This window comes from Paracoccus sp. DMF-8 (genome assembly GCF_029309835.1).
In the GTDB taxonomy this organism is placed as follows: Bacteria; Pseudomonadota; Alphaproteobacteria; order Rhodobacterales; family Rhodobacteraceae; genus Paracoccus.
Window position 1 is genome coordinate 19,238 of record NZ_JARJHL010000002.1, and the last position, 16,874, is coordinate 36,111.

Below are 16,874 nucleotides of genomic sequence, written 5' to 3' on the forward strand. Positions count from 1 at the left end.
CCATGCCCCGATTTCCGATGACATGGCTTCACATTTCTGTTGCTTTTGCGTTTGGGGTCGGCGGCAAGATGCTGCTGACCTTAAAACTACTTGCGACTGACGGGCGTCGATGCGAAACCCGCTGGAAAATTCTGGCCGTCTGGCCGACTGCTTCATGGGGACGGGCGATGCATCGTCGTAGCTTTGTCATGTCATCCGCCGCCGCGCTTGCTGCAGCTGGCGGTTTTTCGAATGCCGCCTTTGCGCAAGAGGGGGCAACCCCCGATCCTGTGGCGCAGGACACGCCGGAATCGGGCGAGATCGTCACCCCCGACCGCTTCGATTTCAACGAGGTGATCGAGATCGCCCGTCAGACCGCCGGCCGCGAATACGTCGCCCCGGCCTCGACGCTCGAAGGCAGTTTTGCCGGGCTGAACTATGACCAGTATCGCGCGATCCGCTATCGCCGCGACCGCGACCCCTGGGCGGGCAACCGCGATTTTGCGCTGGACCTGCTGCCGCCCGGCGCGATCTTTCACGAGCCGGTCGAAATCAATCTGGTCAGCGATGGTGTCGCCACGACGCTGAAATTCGACCCGCGGCTGTTCGAATTCGACACGGCGCAATTCCCTGACGGGCCGGATTACGATACCGTCGGGAACATGGGTTTTTCCGGCTTTCGCCTGCGCACGCCGCTGAACCGCCCGGATGTCATGGACGAATTCGCGGTCTTTCAGGGCGCCAGCTATTTCCGGGCCGTGTCGCGCGGCACGCTATACGGGCTGTCGGCCCGCGGTCTGGCGATCAACACCGGCCGCCCCGAGGGCGAGGAGTTCCCGATCTTTCGCAGCTTCTGGATCTATGACCCTGAATCGCAGGAAAGATCCGTCCGGGTCAATGCGCTGCTGGACAGCCGTTCGATCACCGGTGCCTATGAATTCATCCTGTCGCCGGGGGCCGAGACGATCATCAACACCCGCGCGGTGCTGTTCCCGCGCCGCGATGTGCAGAATATCGGCATCGCACCCCTGACCTCGATGTATTGGTTCGGGCCGGGCGACCGCTCGCGGATCGACGACTACCGTCCCTCGGTCCATGACAGCGACGGGTTGCAGATGCTGACCGGGTCGGAAACGCGGATCTGGCGGGCGCTGTCGGGGCCGACGACGCTGCAGTTTTCGTCCTTCATGGACAATGATCCGCTTGGCTTCGGCCTGGCTCAACGCGCCCGCGATTTCAGATCCTATGAGGATGCCGAGGCGCGCTATGAGCTGCGCCCCTCGGCCTGGATCGCGCCGCAGGGGGATTGGGGGCGCGGTTCGGTCACGCTGGTCGAAATTCCGGTCGAAAACGAATTCAACGACAATATCGTGTCCTTCTGGCAGCCCGCCGATCCGCTGAAGGCAGGCGAGCGTCACGAGTTCAGCTATACTCTGACGTTCTCCGAACAAATACCTGATTCTGCACCGATTTCGCGGGTTTTGCGGACCATGTCCGGGCGTGCGGTGAACAATCCGCAGGCGCGGAACTATATCGTCGATTTCGACCTGTCGCTGTTCGGCGGCGACGATCCCGTGGCGCAGATCAAGGCTTCGTCCGGGCGGATCGGGGAAAGCTATCTGAAGCGTCTGCCCGCAAAGGACCGGATGCGCCTGTCCTTTGAATTCATCCCCGACAGCAGCCGGGTCGTCGATCTGTCGGCCGTTCTGAACGGTCCCGAAGGTCCGCTCAGTGAAACCTGGGTCGCCCGCTGGTCGCGCGAATGAGGTATCTGGAACCGTGACCGATACCGCTACCCATCCGGCAAGCGAGACGCGGCTGCTTGATCTGCCGATCGAGCAGATCGCGAATGAAACCCCTGATTACGCCGGCCTTGCGACCCCGCCAGAGGCGCCGATGGCGATGCCGGAACAGGATTTCCGCGCCGCGCCCCCCGAAGGTCCCCGGGTCGGATCCCCCGGCCTGCGCACCATTCTGGCGCGGATCATCGCCTTTGGCGGCACGCTGGCCGTGGGCGCCTATGGCACCTCGGAAATGCTGCTGGTCTTTGGCGAGAACATCACCTTTCTGCAGGTGGTTCTGCTGGTGCTGTTCGGGATCACCTTCAGTTGGGTGGGGTTTTCCTTTTGCTCGATGCTGGCGGGTTTTCTGGCCCCGCGGCTGCGCACGCCGACCGGGCCGAACGACGCCCGCATTGCCATCGTCATGCCGGTCTATCACGAAAACCCGGCCGAAACGACCGGTCTGCTGGCCGCATTGGCCCGCGATCTTTATCGCGAGGGGCTGGCCGAACGGACCGAGATATTCATCCTTTCGGACAGTCGCAAGCCGGAACTGCTGGTTGCCGAAATGGCGGCCGTCAGCCGGTTGCGCGACCTGTCACCGGTGCCGGTCTGGTATCGCCGCCGGGTGACCAACGAAGGCCGCAAGGCAGGCAATGTCGCCGAATTCATCCGCCGTTGGGGCGGGCGCTACGATCAGTTCGTGGTGCTGGACGCTGACAGCGTGATGAGCGCCGCCACCATCAAGGCCCTGTCGGCGCGGATGAATGCCGATGCGACGGTCGGTCTGATCCAGACCATGCCGATGCTGGTCGGGGGGCAGACCATGTTCGCGCGGCTGACCCAGTTCGCGGGCCGCGTCTATGGCCCCGCGATCGCGCGCGGTGTGGCCGCATGGTCGGGCGACAGCGGTAATTTCTGGGGCCATAACGCGATCATCCGGGTCGCAGCCTTTGCCCGCTGCTGCGGGTTGCCCGACCTGCCGGGCAAGGCGCCGTTCGGCGGCGCCGTCCTGAGCCATGACTTTGTCGAGGCGGCGCTGATGCGGCGCGCGGGCTGGAAGGTGCGGCTGGATTACGACCTTCGCGGCAGTTTCGAAGGCGGCCCGCCGACCCTGCTGGACATGGCGCTGCGCGAACGGCGTTGGGCGCAGGGCAACCTGCAACATCTGCGCATCATCAATGCGCGCGGCTTCAAATGGATCAGCCGGGTGCATTTCACCATCGGCGTGCTGGGCTTTCTGATGTCGCCGATCTGGCTGGCAATGATTCTGGTGGGGCTGGCGCTGTCGGCGAATGTGCTGCTGTCGCGCCCGGATTATTTCCCGCAGACCTATCAGCTTTTCCCCGAATGGCCGGTCTTTGACCCGGTCAGGATGCTGTGGCTGTTCGTCGTCGCGATGAGCTTTCTGCTGGTTCCGAAATTCCTGTCCATCGCCCGGGCATGGCTGCGGCCGCTGGCGCGGAATTCGGGCGGCAAGGTCCGGCTGCTGGCCTCGGCCCTGTTTGAAATCATCCTGTCGGCGCTGATCGCGCCGGTGCAGATGCTGATCCAGACCCGTCAGATCTATGACATCCTGCGCGGCCGCGATTCCGGGTGGGAGGCGCAGGTCCGCGCCGGTCAGATGCCGCCCTGGTCGGTGGTGCTGCGCCGTCATGCGCTGCATGTCGCCCTGGGCGCCCTGACGCTGCTGGTGCTGGCCTATCTGTCGCCCGAACAGCTGATCTGGCTGTCGCCGATTCTGGCCGGGCTGATCCTGTCGCCGGTGACCTCGCGCGTGTCGGCCAGCGCGGTTTTGGGGCGTTGGGCGCGGCGGCAGGGCCTGCTGGTCACCCCCGAGGAACGCGACCCGCCCGAGGTGCTGACCGCCGCCAATGCGCTGGCGCATCGGATCGGCAATGGCGCGCAGGTCACGCTGGACGATCTGCCGGGCAACCCGGCGGCGCTGGCCCGGCATCGGGCGCTGATGCCGGTTCCGGTTCAGCGTCCCGCAGCCAAGCGTCTGGATGCGATTTCCGGCGCGGCCAAGATCGCCGCCGCGCAGACGCGGGCCGAGGCGATATCCTTTCTGACCCCCCCGGAGCTTCTGGCCCTTATGGAGGAACGCGAGCTGCTTGACGCCTGGATGCGGTTGCCTGCATGAGCCGGATCGCCTGGCTGGATATGCTGCGCGGCTATGCGCTGGTCTGCATCATGCTGGACCATATGCCGATTTCGGTGCTGCGCAATCTGACGCTGACGAATTTCGTCGTCTTTGACGCGGCAGAGCTGTTCGTGCTGCTGTCGGGCTTTCTGGTCGGGCTGGTCTGGGTCAAGGTGGCGGGCGCGGACGGTGTCACCGCGGCGCAGAAACGGTTCTGGCGCCGGGCCTTTCAGGTCTGGCGGGCGCTGATCGTCGGTGCCATCGCACTGGCGCTGCTGTCGGCGCTGCTGTTCTCGCTGGAGTTGAAACATACCGCCGTCTGGTTCCAGTATTCGATCTGGATCATCGAAAACCCGCTTGGTTATATCGCCACGGTCGCGCTGATGTGGATGCAGCCGAACCTGATGGATGTGCTGGCGCTTTATGTCCTGCTGATCGCCACGGTGCCGGTCGCGGTGCCGCTGTTGCAGCGCTGGCCGGTGCTGTTCATGGCCGGATCCGTCGCGATCTGGCTGGCGGCGCTGCCCCTGAACGCGATGATCCCGAACCAGCGACCGGGGCCGGGCCTGCTGTTCAACCCCTTTGGCTGGCAGCTTCTGTTCTTTGTCGGGGTCGCCCTGGGCATGTATCGCGAGGCGCTGATGCGGGTGCTGAAACCCTGGTCGCGCTGGATCACCATCGCATCGGCGCTGGTGCTGCTGTTCAGCTTTGTCATCGTCATCGCCGCAAGGATCGGAGAACCGGTTCAGGCGCTGCGTGACGTGATGTTCATGGTCCATGGCAAGATCGACAAATGGTCGCTGGATTTCATGCGGCTGCTTGCGGTCATGGCGGCAAGCTGGCTGGTTTCGGTGCCGCTGTCGCCGCAGTTCGGCCGGATGGCCGCGACCACGCCGGGGCGCGCATTGGCCGAAATCGGGCGCGGCGGGCTGTGGGCCTTTGTCGCCTGCGTTCTGTTGTCGATTTTCGGCGACGCGATGGAGATGATGGCCCCCAAGAACGCCCTTGGCTGGATCCTGCGCGTGATGATCGACATCTGGGTCGTCGTGGCGCTGTGGGCGATGTCGGCGGCGTGGTTGCGGCGGGACGAGTTTATCGGGCAGTATCGCGCGACCCGTGCCTCGCGCGCGGGCTGAGAACGCATCGGGCAGCAAAGGACCAGCGCGCGCGTGGCGGAAGGCTTTCCCCTGACCTTGCCGGGCATGAAGATCGGTTTGCTGGGCGGGTCCTTTGATCCGGCCCATGCGGGTCATGTCCATATCACCGAAATGGCGCTGCGCCGCTTTGGGCTGGACCGGGTCTGGTGGCTGGTCAGCCCCGGCAATCCGCTGAAGGCCCATGGCCCGGCGCCCTTGCCCGACCGCATCGCCGAGGCGCGGCGGATCATGGATGATCCGCGCGTCATCGTCACCGGCATCGAACAGGCCCTTGGCACCCGCATGACCGCCGACACCATCGCCGCGCTGCGCAGGCATTACCCGCAGGTGCGTTTCGTCTGGCTGATGGGGGCCGACAATCTGGTGCAATTCGACAAATGGGACCGCTGGCAAGAGATTGCGGCCTCGGTGCCCATCGGCGTGATTGCGCGCCCCGGCTGGCGGATGCCGGCCCGCTTCTCGAAAACCGCGCGGGTTCTGGGCAAGATGCGCCTGCCCGAATCAAAGGCGCGGCTTCTGGCGCAGTCAAAGCCGCCTGTCTGGGCGATGATCAATGTGCCGATGAGCAGGCTGTCGTCCAGCGCGATCCGTGCCGAACGCCGCAGGGCTGCCGTGAAAGAGGAACAACGAAGATGAAAACCGCCACCCTGTCCCGCCGTGGCCTGTTACTGGGCATGGCGGCCTCGCTGACCCTGCCGCTGATCGCGCGGCCAGGGCGGGTGCAGGCGCAGGCGCAGCAGGCGCTGGACGATGCCGAGGCGCTGATTGCGCAGGCCGGGCTGGCGGCAGAGGTCGGCTTTGTCGCGCAGGATGCCCTGACAGGCGAGGTTCTGGCGATCCGCAACGGCGACATGCCGCTGCCGCCCGCCAGCACGCTGAAACTGATCACCGCGCTTTACGCGCTGGACCGGCTTGGCCCGGTGCATCGCTTCACCACCCGCGTCTGGCGCGATGGCGATACGCTGGTGCTGGCCGGGGGCGGCGATCCTGAACTGGACAGCAAGGGTCTGGCCGAACTGGCGCGCTTGACGGTTGCGGCGGAACAGGCGGCGGGGCGGGGCGCGCCCTTGCGGTTTCAGGTCTGGGGCGGTGCGCTGCCGCATATCCCCCGGATCTCGGCCGTTCAGGCCGAACATCTGCCCTATAATCCGACGATTTCGGGAATGATCCTGAATTTCAACCGGGTGCATCTGGGCTGGCGGCGGACCGACAAGGGGCACAGCCTGTCGCTGGAGGCACGCGGGGCGGGGCAGTCGCCGCGCGCCTATACCATCGGGATCGGGGTGGCGGATCGCAGCCAGCCCTGTTCACCTGGTGATGACAGCGGTGCCAGGGAACAATGGACGATCGCGCGGGGTGCGATGGGCAAATCCGGCAGCCGCTGGCTGCCCGTCCGCCGCCCCGAGCTTTATGCAGGCGATGTGTTCCAGACCCTGTGCCGCGCGCAAGGTTTGGTCCTGCCCACGCCCGAGGTGACCGGAGCCCCGCCGCAGGGGCAGGTGATCGCCAGTCTGGAAAGCAGGGCGCTGTCCGATATCCTGCAAGGGATGCTGGAATATTCCAACAACCTGACCGCCGAGGTCGTGGGGCTGTCAGCCAGCGGCCAGCCCGAGCTGCGCGCATCGGCCCGCGACATGCAGAACTGGCTGCAAGCCAAGGGAATCACGGGGAATTACAGTTTCGCCGATCATTCCGGCCTGTCGGCGGACAGCCGGGTCACGGCGCGGCTTCTGGCCGATACGGTGACCCGTTTGGGCGCGCAGCAGCCCTTGCGCGCGATGCTGAAACATATCGCGCTGCGCGACGGCAAGGGCCGCGAGATCGACAGCCCGATCCGGGTGGATGCCAAGACGGGGACGCTGAATTTCGTCTCGAATCTGGCGGGTTTCGCGCAGGATGGCGGGGGCCGGCTGCTGTCCTTTGCGATCCTGACCGTGGACGAGCCGCGCCGTTCGGCCAGCCTTGGGCAGGAATTGCCCGATGGCGTTCTGGTCTGGACCCGACGCTCCAAGGCGCTGCAACAGGCGCTGATCGAGGATTGGACCGCGCGTTTCGGCGCCCGGATCGCGCAACTGCCCGATCTGCCGCTGCCCGCAGGGGGGCAGGATCTGGGCTTTTCCGATGCGACAAGGCCGGTGATCCGGCCTGCGACCATGAACAGCGGGGTGTTCCGCTAAAGCATTTTCAGCAAAACCGGATACCGGCTTTTGCGTCCGAAAATGCGCAAGAACAAAAGGCTACAGCACCTGATGGCGGACCCGGGCCGACAGTTCGATGGCCGCCGAATGCAGGCGGTCGATGGCGAATTGATGGCGGATTTCGGCCAGCATCACGGCTTCGTCCTGACCCGAGCGGCCATCGGCGGCGGCAATGTCGCAGCACAGCGCATAGGCGGTCAGATACAGTTCATCGGGCAGGGCATCGCGAACCAGACCGAACAGGGCATCCAGCCCGTCCTCTTCCTCGAAGAGCGTGATGACCGTCTGCGACACGGCGCGGATCCGGTCGATGTCGTAGTTGGCGAAGATCGGGGCATGGTTCACCGTGCGCTCGATCGCGACCAGTTCGGCGGTGCGCATGTTCATGTCCGACGCGGAAACCGCGACCATCAGCGCCACCAGCGCATCACAGGGCGAGAACGAAGGCAGGTCGATGGTCATGGCAGCTTTCCTTTGGTGTTGCGCCAGCAATTATTGACGATTTTGCGCAGTTTCAATACGGAGGATGCACAAGCGATGGAGACTGACATGACGACCCTGCGTGACGCCGCGATGAAATCCAAGGCCTGGCCCTTTGAAGAGGCCCGCCGCGTGCTGAAACGCTACGAAAAGAAGGACCCTGAAAAGGGTTACGTTCTGTTCGAAACGGGTTACGGGCCGTCGGGTCTGCCCCACATCGGCACCTTCGGCGAGGTCGCGCGCACGACGATGATCCGCCGCGCCTTTCAGATGATTTCGGACATCCCGACGCGGCTGTTCTGCTTTTCCGACGACATGGACGGGATGCGCAAGGTTCCCGACAATGTCCCGAACACCGACATGCTGCGCCAGCATCTGCAGGAACCGCTGACCACGGTGCCCGATCCCTTTGGCCAGTTCGACAGTTTCGGCGCGCATAACAACGCCATGCTGCGCCGCTTTCTGGACACCTTCGGCTTTGAATATGAATTCATCAGCGCGACCGAATTCTATAAATCGGGCCGGTTCGACGACACGCTGCTGCTGGCGGCCGAACGCTATGACGCGATCATGAATGTCATGCTGGCCAGCCTGCGCGAGGAACGCCAGCAGACCTATTCCTGCTTCCTGCCGATCAGCCCGAAAACCGGCAAGGTGCTGTATGTGCCCTTGAAAAACGTCGATGCGAAAAACGGCACGATCACATTCGACGACGAAGACGGTCAGGAACTGACCCTGCCGGTCACGGGCGGCCATGTGAAACTGCAATGGAAACCCGATTTCGGCGCCCGTTGGGCGGCGCTGGATGTCGATTTCGAAATGTATGGCAAGGATCACAGCACCAACACCCCGATCTATGACGGGATCTGCGAAATCCTGGGCGGGCGCAAGCCGGAACATTTCACCTATGAACTGTTCCTGGATCAGGAAGGCCAGAAGATCAGCAAATCCAAGGGCAACGGTTTGTCGATCGACGAATGGCTGACCTATGCGGCCACCGAAAGCCTGTCCTATTTCATGTATCAAAAGCCCAAGACCGCGAAACGCATGTATTTCGACGTCATCCCCAAGGCCGTCGATGAATATCACCAGCAGCTGCGCGCCTACCCGGATCAGACGCCGGAACAGCAGCTGGCGAACCCGGTCTGGCATATTCATGGCGGCGAGGTGCCCGCCAGCGATCTGGTCGTGCCGTTCCAGATGCTGCTCAACCTCGCCTCTGTCGCGGGGGCCAAGGACAAGGGCGGGCTGTGGGGCTTTATCCGCCGCTATGCGCCCGAGGCCAGCCCGGAAACCAATCCCGCGCTGGATCAGGCGGCCGAATTCGCCGTGCGCTATTTCAACGATTTCGTCGCGCCCACCCGCAGATTCCGCGCGCCGACCGATCAGGAACGCCGCGCGTTGGAGGATCTGGCCGGGCGGCTGGCCGCATGGGACCAGCCCGCCGATGCCGAGGCCCTGCAGACCATGGTCTTTGCCATCGGTCGCGACCATCAGTTCGAACCGATGAAAGACTGGTTCCGGGCACTGTATCCAGGTGCTAGCTTGGCGCCGATCAGGGGCCGCGTTTCGGCGGCTTCATCGCGCTGTTCGGCATCGAGGAAACCCGCGCGCTGATCGAAAGCGCGCTGGCCGGCGAGTTGCTGGGCTGAGCCTGCCCCTGTTGCGCGCCGCCCGTTGCGGCGCGCGCGTTAACAAGGTGTTAATGCCGGATTCGAGATTGCCTCCCGACCGCACGGGCCTGATGCCCGTATTCGCCAAAGGGAGACATCTGGCATGAGCATTATCGGCAATTCGTCCTTGATGCCGCGCGCGTTCAGCGGTGGGCTGGGCGTCTGGTCGCGCACCAACGGAACGCCGGGATCGCCGACCCGGGCAGGACAGGCCAATGCCGCGATCGTCCCCGCCGATGAGGATTTCGGCGGTTGCCTTGAAATCCTGAAAACGCAGGAACCGACCTCGCTGCGCTATGTGGGGCGCACGCCGATCCGGCCCGGCACCTATCTGCGCATTTCAACGCGGGTCAAGGCAATCGCGGGCAATATGCCGCGCGTCCGCATCGCGGCATGGGCGGGCAATGCCGCGGGCACCAATGTCGCGGCCGCCGTCCAGATCGGCCCCGAGGTCACGCTGACCAGTTACGGCCAGGTGGTCGAGGTCTCTGCCGTGGTCGGCACCGGCCAGCGCAGCGGCGTGGACATGCCCTGGGGGCGCAATGCGACCTATGGCCATTTCGGTCTGGACCTGCTGGGCGCGAATTCGGGATCGGTCCGCGTTGAAAATCTGGTGATCGAAGATGTCACCGCCGCCTTTCTGCCGCAGATGCTGGATTGGGTCGATGTCCGCGATTATGGCGCGGTGGGCGATGGCGTGACCGATGACCGCGCGGCCTTTGTCGCGGCGGACAATGCGGCCAATGGCGGCCATATCGTCGTGCCCGAAGGCAGCTATCGCATCGCGAGCACCCTTGCCATCCGCGCGCCGATCCGCTTTCGCGGCACGCTGGTCATGCCGCGCGCCGCGCGGCTGGCGCTGCATTCCAGTTTCGATTTCCCGACCGTGTGCCGATGCCTTCGGCGATGAGACCGAAGGGCTGAAGCGCGCGCTGCAGGCGCTGTTTGGCTATGTCGATCATTCGACGCTGGACCTGTGCGGGCGCAGCGTCCAGTTGACCGAGCCGCTGGACATGGCCGCGATCATGCCGGGGCTGACGTCGTTTTCGAACCGCCGGGTGATCGCCAACGGCCAGATTTCCCTGATCGACGGTCCGGCATGGAACACGCGCATCGTCAATTCGGTCGGGACCTATAATCCCAACAATGAATATGTCCTGACCGGCGTTGCGAATGTCGCCAATATCGAGGTCGGCTCGCGGGTCGTCGGCGCGGGTGTCGGGCGCGAGGTCTATGTGCAGGCGCGCAATATCGGGGCGGGCACGCTGACCCTGTCGCAACCCCTGTTCGGGGGTGCGGGCACGCGCAGCTATGCCTTTCATCGTTACCGCTATGTGTTTGACTTTTCGGGTATGGAGCGGCTTGACCGCTTCAATATCGCGGATATCGAATTCCTGCTGGACGGGATCGGCAGTTGCCTGATGCTGGCGCCGACGGGGTCGATGATCCATATGCGCGACTGCTATGTGACGCGGCCCAAGGATCGCGGCATCACCTCGATCGGGACGGGTTGTCAGGACATTCTGGTCGACCGCTGCCAGTTCCTGTCGAACGAAATGACCATGAATGCGCAGAACCGCACGACCATCGCGATCAACGTCAACAACAACGACGCCAAGATCCGCCACAACCGTTTCGTGCGCTTCGGCCATTTCATGGTTGCCAATGGCGGTGGCCATATCATCGAGGGCAACCACTGGTTTCAGGGCGACAATGCCCAGGCCGGGGTGCGTTTCGCGGGGCTGGTGCTGACGCGCACCAATATCCAGACGACGGTGACGGGGAATTATATCGACAATGCCTCGATCGAATGGACGAACGAACACAGCGCGCGGCCGAATTTCACCAATGACGAATATTCCTTTGGCGGGCTGACGATCACCGGCAACACGTTCCTCGTGTCGAATTCGACGCTTGGGTTCTGCTGGCTGGTGATGAAGCCCTTTGGCACCGGGCATTTCATCCACGGGCTGAGCGTCATGGGCAATGTGTTCAAGGCGATGTATGGCCGCGCGCAGCGCATCGACAAGGTCGATACGACTTATGCCGATATGGATTACACCCGGATGCGCAACCTGCAGTTTCAGGGCAATATGTTCAACGGCATCAACCAATATGTCGCAGATCCGGTCGATCTGACGCTGACCCAGAACACGGTGGCGAACCGCTGGATCATCAATGCCTCGAATGCGCTGCCGTTCCGGGGCAATGCGCGGAAGGTGGAATCGGTCGTGGCCGAGGCGGCCATCGTCAATGCCGCGAATGCGCGGGTGACTGAAATGCCATGGGTGCAGACGCAATATGGCGTTGCGCGCAAATCGGTGGCGGTGAACTGGACGACGCCGGTACGCGGGCAGTTGTCGGTGCGGGTCCGCATGGATACCGCCGACTAGGACGCATCCGTTCAGCCCGTTGCAGTAATACCCCGGCAGTCATCCTGCCGGGGTTTTCCCATGTCCGGCGCGGCCGGCAGCAGATCCGCGGGCAGCAGGCGATAGGCGCGGGCAAAGCCTGCGTTCAGCAGCGCGCCCTGCGGCTCGATCCGCCAGAATGTGAAATCGGGCAGGTCGATATAGACCCTGGCCTTGGGGTCGCGCTCCAGCCAGGCGGCGCGGCGGTCGGGGTCGGGTGCCGCGGGCACCGCAACCGCCTGGATCGACAGCCGCGCATGGGTCATCACATCGCCCTTGACCGCCGTACCATCCGCGACCATCAGCCCGGCCCGCCGGTCGGCGGCCAGCGCGCGGCTATGCGCGGCCAGCCCCGACAGCAGCGCCAGCGGCGTGCCGTCATGATCGGTCTGGATCGCGATCCGCGTCAGCAGCGGGCAACCGCTGTCGGGGTCAAGCGTGCCCAGAACCGCATGGCGCATGTCCCGGATCAGGCGCCGGGCGATGTCGCGCGCCTCGTCATCGGTGGTTCGGATCGGATCTTCTTCCATCTGCGAAACCTGTGTCAAAGCGCCGCCGGGGGCAAGGGGTGAATAGATCGCCGACTGTCAAGCGCAAACATTCGACCTTGGTCCAAAGTCATGATCAATTCCGGTTTACGACGCTGCGGAAACCGGATTAACCTTGCCCCAACCGTCTGCGGTTTCCAGCGACCCCAAGGGGAGCGGGCGCGGAAAAGCCGCAGCATCGGCAAGTCGAGAGGAGCCACGTTTATGTCTGTTGAAGCTGTTTCCAAACACCCGATTCCGCCCGGATTCGAAAACGCCAATATCAACGCGGACAATTACCACAAGCTATACCGTGAATCGATCGAGGACCCCGAAGGGTTCTGGGGCAGAGAGGGCAAGCGGCTCGACTGGATCCAGCCCTATACCAAGGTCAAGGACACCAGTTTCCAGATCCCCGATGTCTCGATCAAATGGTTCGAGGACGGTGTCCTGAACGTCGCGGTCAATTGCATCGACCGGCACCTGCCCAAACGCGCCAACCAGACCGCGATCATCTTTGAACCCGATGATCCCGAAACCCCGGCCCAGCACATCACCTATGCCGAACTGTCCGAAAAGGTCAGCCGCTTTGCCAACGTGTTGCTGAGCCAGGGGGTGATGCGTGGCGACCGCGTGGTGATCTATCTGCCGATGATCCCCGAAGCGGCCTATGCGATGCTGGCCTGTGCACGGATCGGGGCGATTCATTCCATTGTCTTTGCAGGGTTTTCCCCGGATGCGCTGGCCAACCGGATCAACGATTGCGGCGCCAAGATCGTCATCACCGCCGATACCGCGCCGCGTGGCGGCCGCCGCACCGCGCTGAAGTCGAACACCGATGCGGCCCTGCTGCATTGTTCGGACAAGGTGCGCTGCCTTGTCGTCAAGCATACCGGCGACCAGACCACCCGGGTCCAGAACCGCGATGTCGACGTCAAGGCGATGATGGAGCAGGTCAGCCCCGAATGTCCGCCGCGCCCGATGGGGGCCGAAGATCCGCTGTTCATCCTCTATACCTCGGGGTCGACCGGCAAGCCCAAGGGTGTCGTCCATACCTCGGGCGGCTATCTGGCCTATGCCTCGATGACGCATGAATATGTCTTTGACTACAAGGACGGCGACGTTTTCTGGTGCACGGCGGATGTGGGCTGGGTCACGGGGCACAGCTATATCGTCTATGGTCCGCTCGCGAATGGCGCGACGACGATCATGTTCGAAGGCGTGCCGACCTTCCCCGACGCCGGTCGCTTCTGGGCGGTTTGCGAAAAGCACAAGGTCAACCAGTTCTATACCGCGCCGACCGCCATCCGGTCGCTGATGGGCCAGGGCCCCGAATGGGTCGAGAAATACGACCTCTCCAGCCTGCGCGTGCTGGGTTCGGTGGGCGAGCCGATCAACCCCGAGGCCTGGGTCTGGTATGACAAGCATGTCGGCAAGGGCCGTTGCCCGATCGTCGACACCTTCTGGCAGACGGAAACCGGGGGCCACATGATCACCTCGCTGCCCGGCGCCATCGAAACCAAGCCGGGTGCCGCGACCTTGCCCTTCTTTGGCGTCAAACCCGCCGTTCTGGACGCCACATCGGGCGAGCTGATCGAGGGCAACGGGGTCGAAGGCGTGCTGTCCATCGCCGATAGCTGGCCGGGCCAGATGCGCACGCTGTGGGGCGATCACGACCGCTTCATGGAGGCGTATTTCCAGCAATATCCGGGCTATTACTTTACCGGCGACGGCTGCCGCCGGGACCAAGACGGCTATTACTGGATCACCGGCCGCGTCGATGACGTCATCAACGTTTCGGGCCACCGCATGGGCACGGCCGAGGTCGAATCGGCGCTGGTCGCCCATGCCAAGGTCGCCGAGGCTGCGGTCGTCGGTTACCCGCATGACCTGAAGGGGCAGGGCATCTATGCCTATGTCACCCTGATGAACGGGATCGAGCCGACCGAAGAACTGCGCAAGGAGCTTGAGGTCTGGGTCCGCACCGAAATCGGGCCGATTGCCAAGCCTGACCTGATCCAATGGGCGCCGGGCCTGCCAAAGACCCGCTCGGGCAAGATCATGCGCCGCATCCTGCGCAAGATCGCCGAAAACGACTATGGCAGTCTGGGCGATATCTCGACGCTCGCCGAACCCGCCGTGGTCGATGAGCTGATCGAAAACCGCATGAACCGCGTCTGACGCCGGAACATTGCTGAAAACTGTGACACGCCCGCCGCATTCCGGCGGGCGTTTCGCATGTGCAGGCCCCAGGACCTTGGCGGGACTTGACGGCATCGTGATCTTGCGGCGAAACAAGAGCCAGCACGGTTCCGGATCGTTTCGCGCAGGCGGGACGCCCGGATGAAAAGGGAATGCGGTGCAGATCCGCAACTGCCCCCGCAACTGTAAGCGGCGAGCGACGGCCAAAGACCACTGGGGACACCCCCGGGAAGGCGGCCCAAGCAGCGACCCGCAAGTCAGGAGACCTGCCGTGCGATCACCCATTTTCCGGGGCGGGGCGCCCAGGAAAAGCGGATTGCCGCAGTGGTGACGATCACCGTCTGCGGCCGGCCCATGCCTGTCCGGACTCGTTACGCACTTGCCCCCCGGCCGGATGGCGCCGCGGGGCCCATGTTCAGGTAGTCAGACCATGACACGATCCCAGACCCAGACCCCTTTGCGCCGCGCCCTGCTGCTGGCCGCCGCGCTGCCTTTTGCGCAACCCGTTCTGGCGCAGGATGCCGCGCCGATCACGCTTGACCCGGTCTTCATCAGCGGCGGGCTGTCCCCGATCGCGCCCGATGCCTATGGGCGGGCCTATTCGGTGGTTTCGGGGGATGATCTGCGCGAACAGGGGATTTCGTCGGTCAAGCAGGCCCTGACCGGCCTGCCGGGCGTGTCCGTGACCGAAACCGGCGGCAGTTTCGCGACGCTGCGGATGCGCGGGGCGCCTGCGAACCACGCGCTGATCCTGATCGACGGGGTCGAGGCGCAGGGCGGCGGCGGCGATTACGTCCTGTCGGGGCTGGCGACCGACGACATCGCCCGGATCGAGGTTCTGCGCGGCCCGCAATCGGTGTTCTTCGGCTCGCGCGCCTCGGCCGGGGTGGTCAATATCGTGACGCTGCGCGGCGCGGAACAGGAGCGCGGCGGGGCGCTGTCGGCAACCCGGGGCAATGGCTGGTCGCTGTCGGGCCGCGCCCATGTCCGGGGCGAACGCGGCGGGCTGGCGCTGTCCTATGCGACGCGCCATGACAAGGGCTATGACGCCTCGGGCAAGGGAGGCGAAAGGGATGGGATCCGCCGCCGTGCGCTGTCGCTGAACGGCGACTGGCAGGCGACCGAAGATCTGGAAATCGGCTTTTCCCAAAGCCTTGCGCGCGAAATCTATGGTTATGACAATTCCGACTGGATGGCTTCGGACGAAGCCGGCTATATGGTCGACACCCCCGATCTGACCAGCCGCCGGGATGAGCGCGCGGGTCAGCTTTATGCCAGCCTTTCGACGCTGGACGGGCGTCTGACCCATCGCCTCAGCTACGAGCGCAGCCGCTATGCGCAGGAATTTCCCGGCGATTTCCCCTATGAGATGCTGGGCATCACCCGCGCGCTGAAATACCGCGCCAGCCTGTCGCTGGACGGGGCGCCGGTGGATCAGGCCGGGCAGATGGTCAATGCCATGGCCGACTGGACGCGCTGGAACGAATCGAACAGCTATGTGCCGGTTCAGGAAAAAAGCACCCGCTCGGTCGCGCTGGAATATCGCGGATTCTTTGACAGCGGGCTGGATGTGCAGGCCGGTCTGCGCCGCGACGAAAACAAGGGTTTCCGCGATTTCACCAGCTGGACCATCGGGCTGTCGCAGGATCTGGGGCGCGGGCTGCGGCTGCATGGCTCGGCCGGGGCGGGGATGGCCAACCCGACCTTTACCGAACTGTTCGGCTATCCGGGTTTCAGCATCGGCAACCTCGATCTGTCGTCCGAAATCAACCGCAGCCTTGATCTGGGGATCGAGGCGCGGCTTGCCGACGCCCGCATCGACGTGACGCTGTTTCGCGAAAAGCTCACCGACCTGATCGGCGCGGGCAGTTGCGGCGGCCAGACCTGCTATGTCAATTACGCGGGCGACAGTGTCCGCAAGGGGGTCGAGATCGCAGGCGACTGGCAGATCCGCGACCATATCGCCCTGCGCGGCAGCTACAGCTATATCGACGCGAAACTGCCGGATGGTGGTCGTGTCACCTATGTTCCGCGCCATGAACTGACTCTTGGCGGGGCATGGCAGGCCGGTCGCGTGACGCTTGGCGGCGATCTGCGCCATGTCGCGGGCATGGTCGCGCCGCAGGGCTGGTCCGGGGGCGATCCGGCGGCGGAACTGCCCGATTTCACCACGGTCGGCATCTGGGGCGATTACCGGCTGAGCGATGACATCAAGCTGACCGGACGCATTGACAATCTGTTCGATGCCGATGCGAAACAGGCCTGGGGCTATGGCTGGCAGGGCCGCCGCGCCCAGATCGGGCTGAGCGCATCCTGGTAGGGG

The 16,874-nt window shown here is 64.1% G+C and carries 11 protein-coding genes, 1 pseudogene and 1 riboswitch; of the genes and pseudogenes, 10 read left to right on the forward strand and 2 right to left on the reverse strand.

Features of this window, described 5'->3' with window-relative positions; translation table 11 throughout:
- Positions 1 to 167 precede the first annotated feature (167 nt).
- The 5 genes from PE067_RS00400 to PE067_RS00420 are packed head-to-tail and all read left to right on the forward strand — an operon-like array spanning position 168 to position 7,237.
- The gene (locus tag PE067_RS00400) at positions 168 to 1,745 is read left to right on the forward strand and encodes a glucan biosynthesis protein (protein WP_276187315.1); all 1,578 of its coding nucleotides are present in this window, start codon (positions 168 to 170) and stop codon (positions 1,743 to 1,745) included.
- 13 nt (positions 1,746 to 1,758) lie between these two features.
- Complete coding sequence (gene mdoH, locus PE067_RS00405; protein ID WP_276187316.1) at positions 1,759 to 3,903, forward strand: glucans biosynthesis glucosyltransferase MdoH; 2,145 nt, start codon at positions 1,759 to 1,761, stop codon at positions 3,901 to 3,903.
- Positions 3,900 to 5,039 (forward strand): OpgC domain-containing protein, encoded by a 1,140-nt coding sequence (locus tag PE067_RS00410; RefSeq protein ID WP_276187317.1) that lies wholly within the window; start codon positions 3,900 to 3,902, stop codon positions 5,037 to 5,039. Before mdoH ends, PE067_RS00410 begins: the two co-directional genes overlap by 4 nt.
- 33 nt (positions 5,040 to 5,072) lie before the next feature.
- Positions 5,073 to 5,696 carry a nicotinate-nucleotide adenylyltransferase gene (locus tag PE067_RS00415; RefSeq protein WP_276187318.1) on the forward strand — a complete coding sequence of 208 codons (624 nt, stop codon included), beginning with the start codon at positions 5,073 to 5,075 and terminating at the stop codon, positions 5,694 to 5,696.
- Positions 5,693 to 7,237: a D-alanyl-D-alanine carboxypeptidase gene (locus PE067_RS00420; protein WP_276187319.1), complete on the forward strand. Its 1,545-nt coding sequence runs from the start codon at positions 5,693 to 5,695 to the stop codon at positions 7,235 to 7,237. The genes PE067_RS00415 and PE067_RS00420 overlap by 4 nt, the downstream gene beginning before the upstream one ends.
- A 60-nt stretch (positions 7,238 to 7,297) precedes the next feature.
- On the opposite strand, the gene PE067_RS00425 is transcribed toward PE067_RS00420, so the two are convergent.
- Complete coding sequence (locus PE067_RS00425; RefSeq protein WP_276187320.1) at positions 7,298 to 7,720, reverse strand: tellurite resistance TerB family protein; 423 nt, start codon at positions 7,718 to 7,720, stop codon at positions 7,298 to 7,300.
- An 87-nt stretch (positions 7,721 to 7,807) separates the two neighbouring features.
- Between PE067_RS00425 and PE067_RS00430 the strand changes: the two are divergent.
- The 3 genes and pseudogenes from PE067_RS00430 (at position 7,808) to PE067_RS00440 (ending at position 11,804) form a co-directional block, all read left to right on the forward strand.
- A pseudogene (locus PE067_RS00430) lies at positions 7,808 to 9,390 on the forward strand (lysine--tRNA ligase).
- Positions 9,391 to 9,514: 124 nt separating this feature from the next.
- Complete coding sequence (locus tag PE067_RS00435; protein ID WP_276187321.1) at positions 9,515 to 10,321, forward strand: glycosyl hydrolase family 28-related protein; 807 nt, start codon at positions 9,515 to 9,517, stop codon at positions 10,319 to 10,321.
- Positions 10,206 to 11,804 carry a hypothetical protein gene (locus PE067_RS00440; RefSeq protein ID WP_276187322.1) on the forward strand — a complete coding sequence of 533 codons (1,599 nt, stop codon included), beginning with the start codon at positions 10,206 to 10,208 and terminating at the stop codon, positions 11,802 to 11,804. Before PE067_RS00435 ends, PE067_RS00440 begins: the two co-directional genes overlap by 116 nt.
- A gap of 11 nt (positions 11,805 to 11,815) precedes the next feature.
- Here PE067_RS00440 and PE067_RS00445 read toward each other — a convergent pair whose 3' ends face one another.
- Entirely contained in the window at positions 11,816 to 12,352 is a 537-nt protein-coding gene (locus PE067_RS00445) for a pyridoxamine 5-phosphate oxidase (RefSeq protein ID WP_276187323.1), read from the reverse strand.
- Between the two features lie 222 nt (positions 12,353 to 12,574).
- Between PE067_RS00445 and acs the strand changes: the two genes are divergently transcribed.
- Positions 12,575 to 14,530 carry an acetate--CoA ligase gene (acs, locus tag PE067_RS00450; RefSeq protein WP_276187324.1) on the forward strand — a complete coding sequence of 652 codons (1,956 nt, stop codon included), beginning with the start codon at positions 12,575 to 12,577 and terminating at the stop codon, positions 14,528 to 14,530.
- A 109-nt stretch (positions 14,531 to 14,639) separates the two neighbouring features.
- Positions 14,640 to 14,840: riboswitch (cobalamin riboswitch) on the forward strand.
- Positions 14,841 to 14,981: 141 nt separating this feature from the next.
- Positions 14,982 to 16,871: a TonB-dependent receptor gene (locus PE067_RS00455; protein WP_276187325.1), complete on the forward strand. Its 1,890-nt coding sequence runs from the start codon at positions 14,982 to 14,984 to the stop codon at positions 16,869 to 16,871.
- The last annotated feature ends 3 nt before the right edge of the window (positions 16,872 to 16,874 follow it).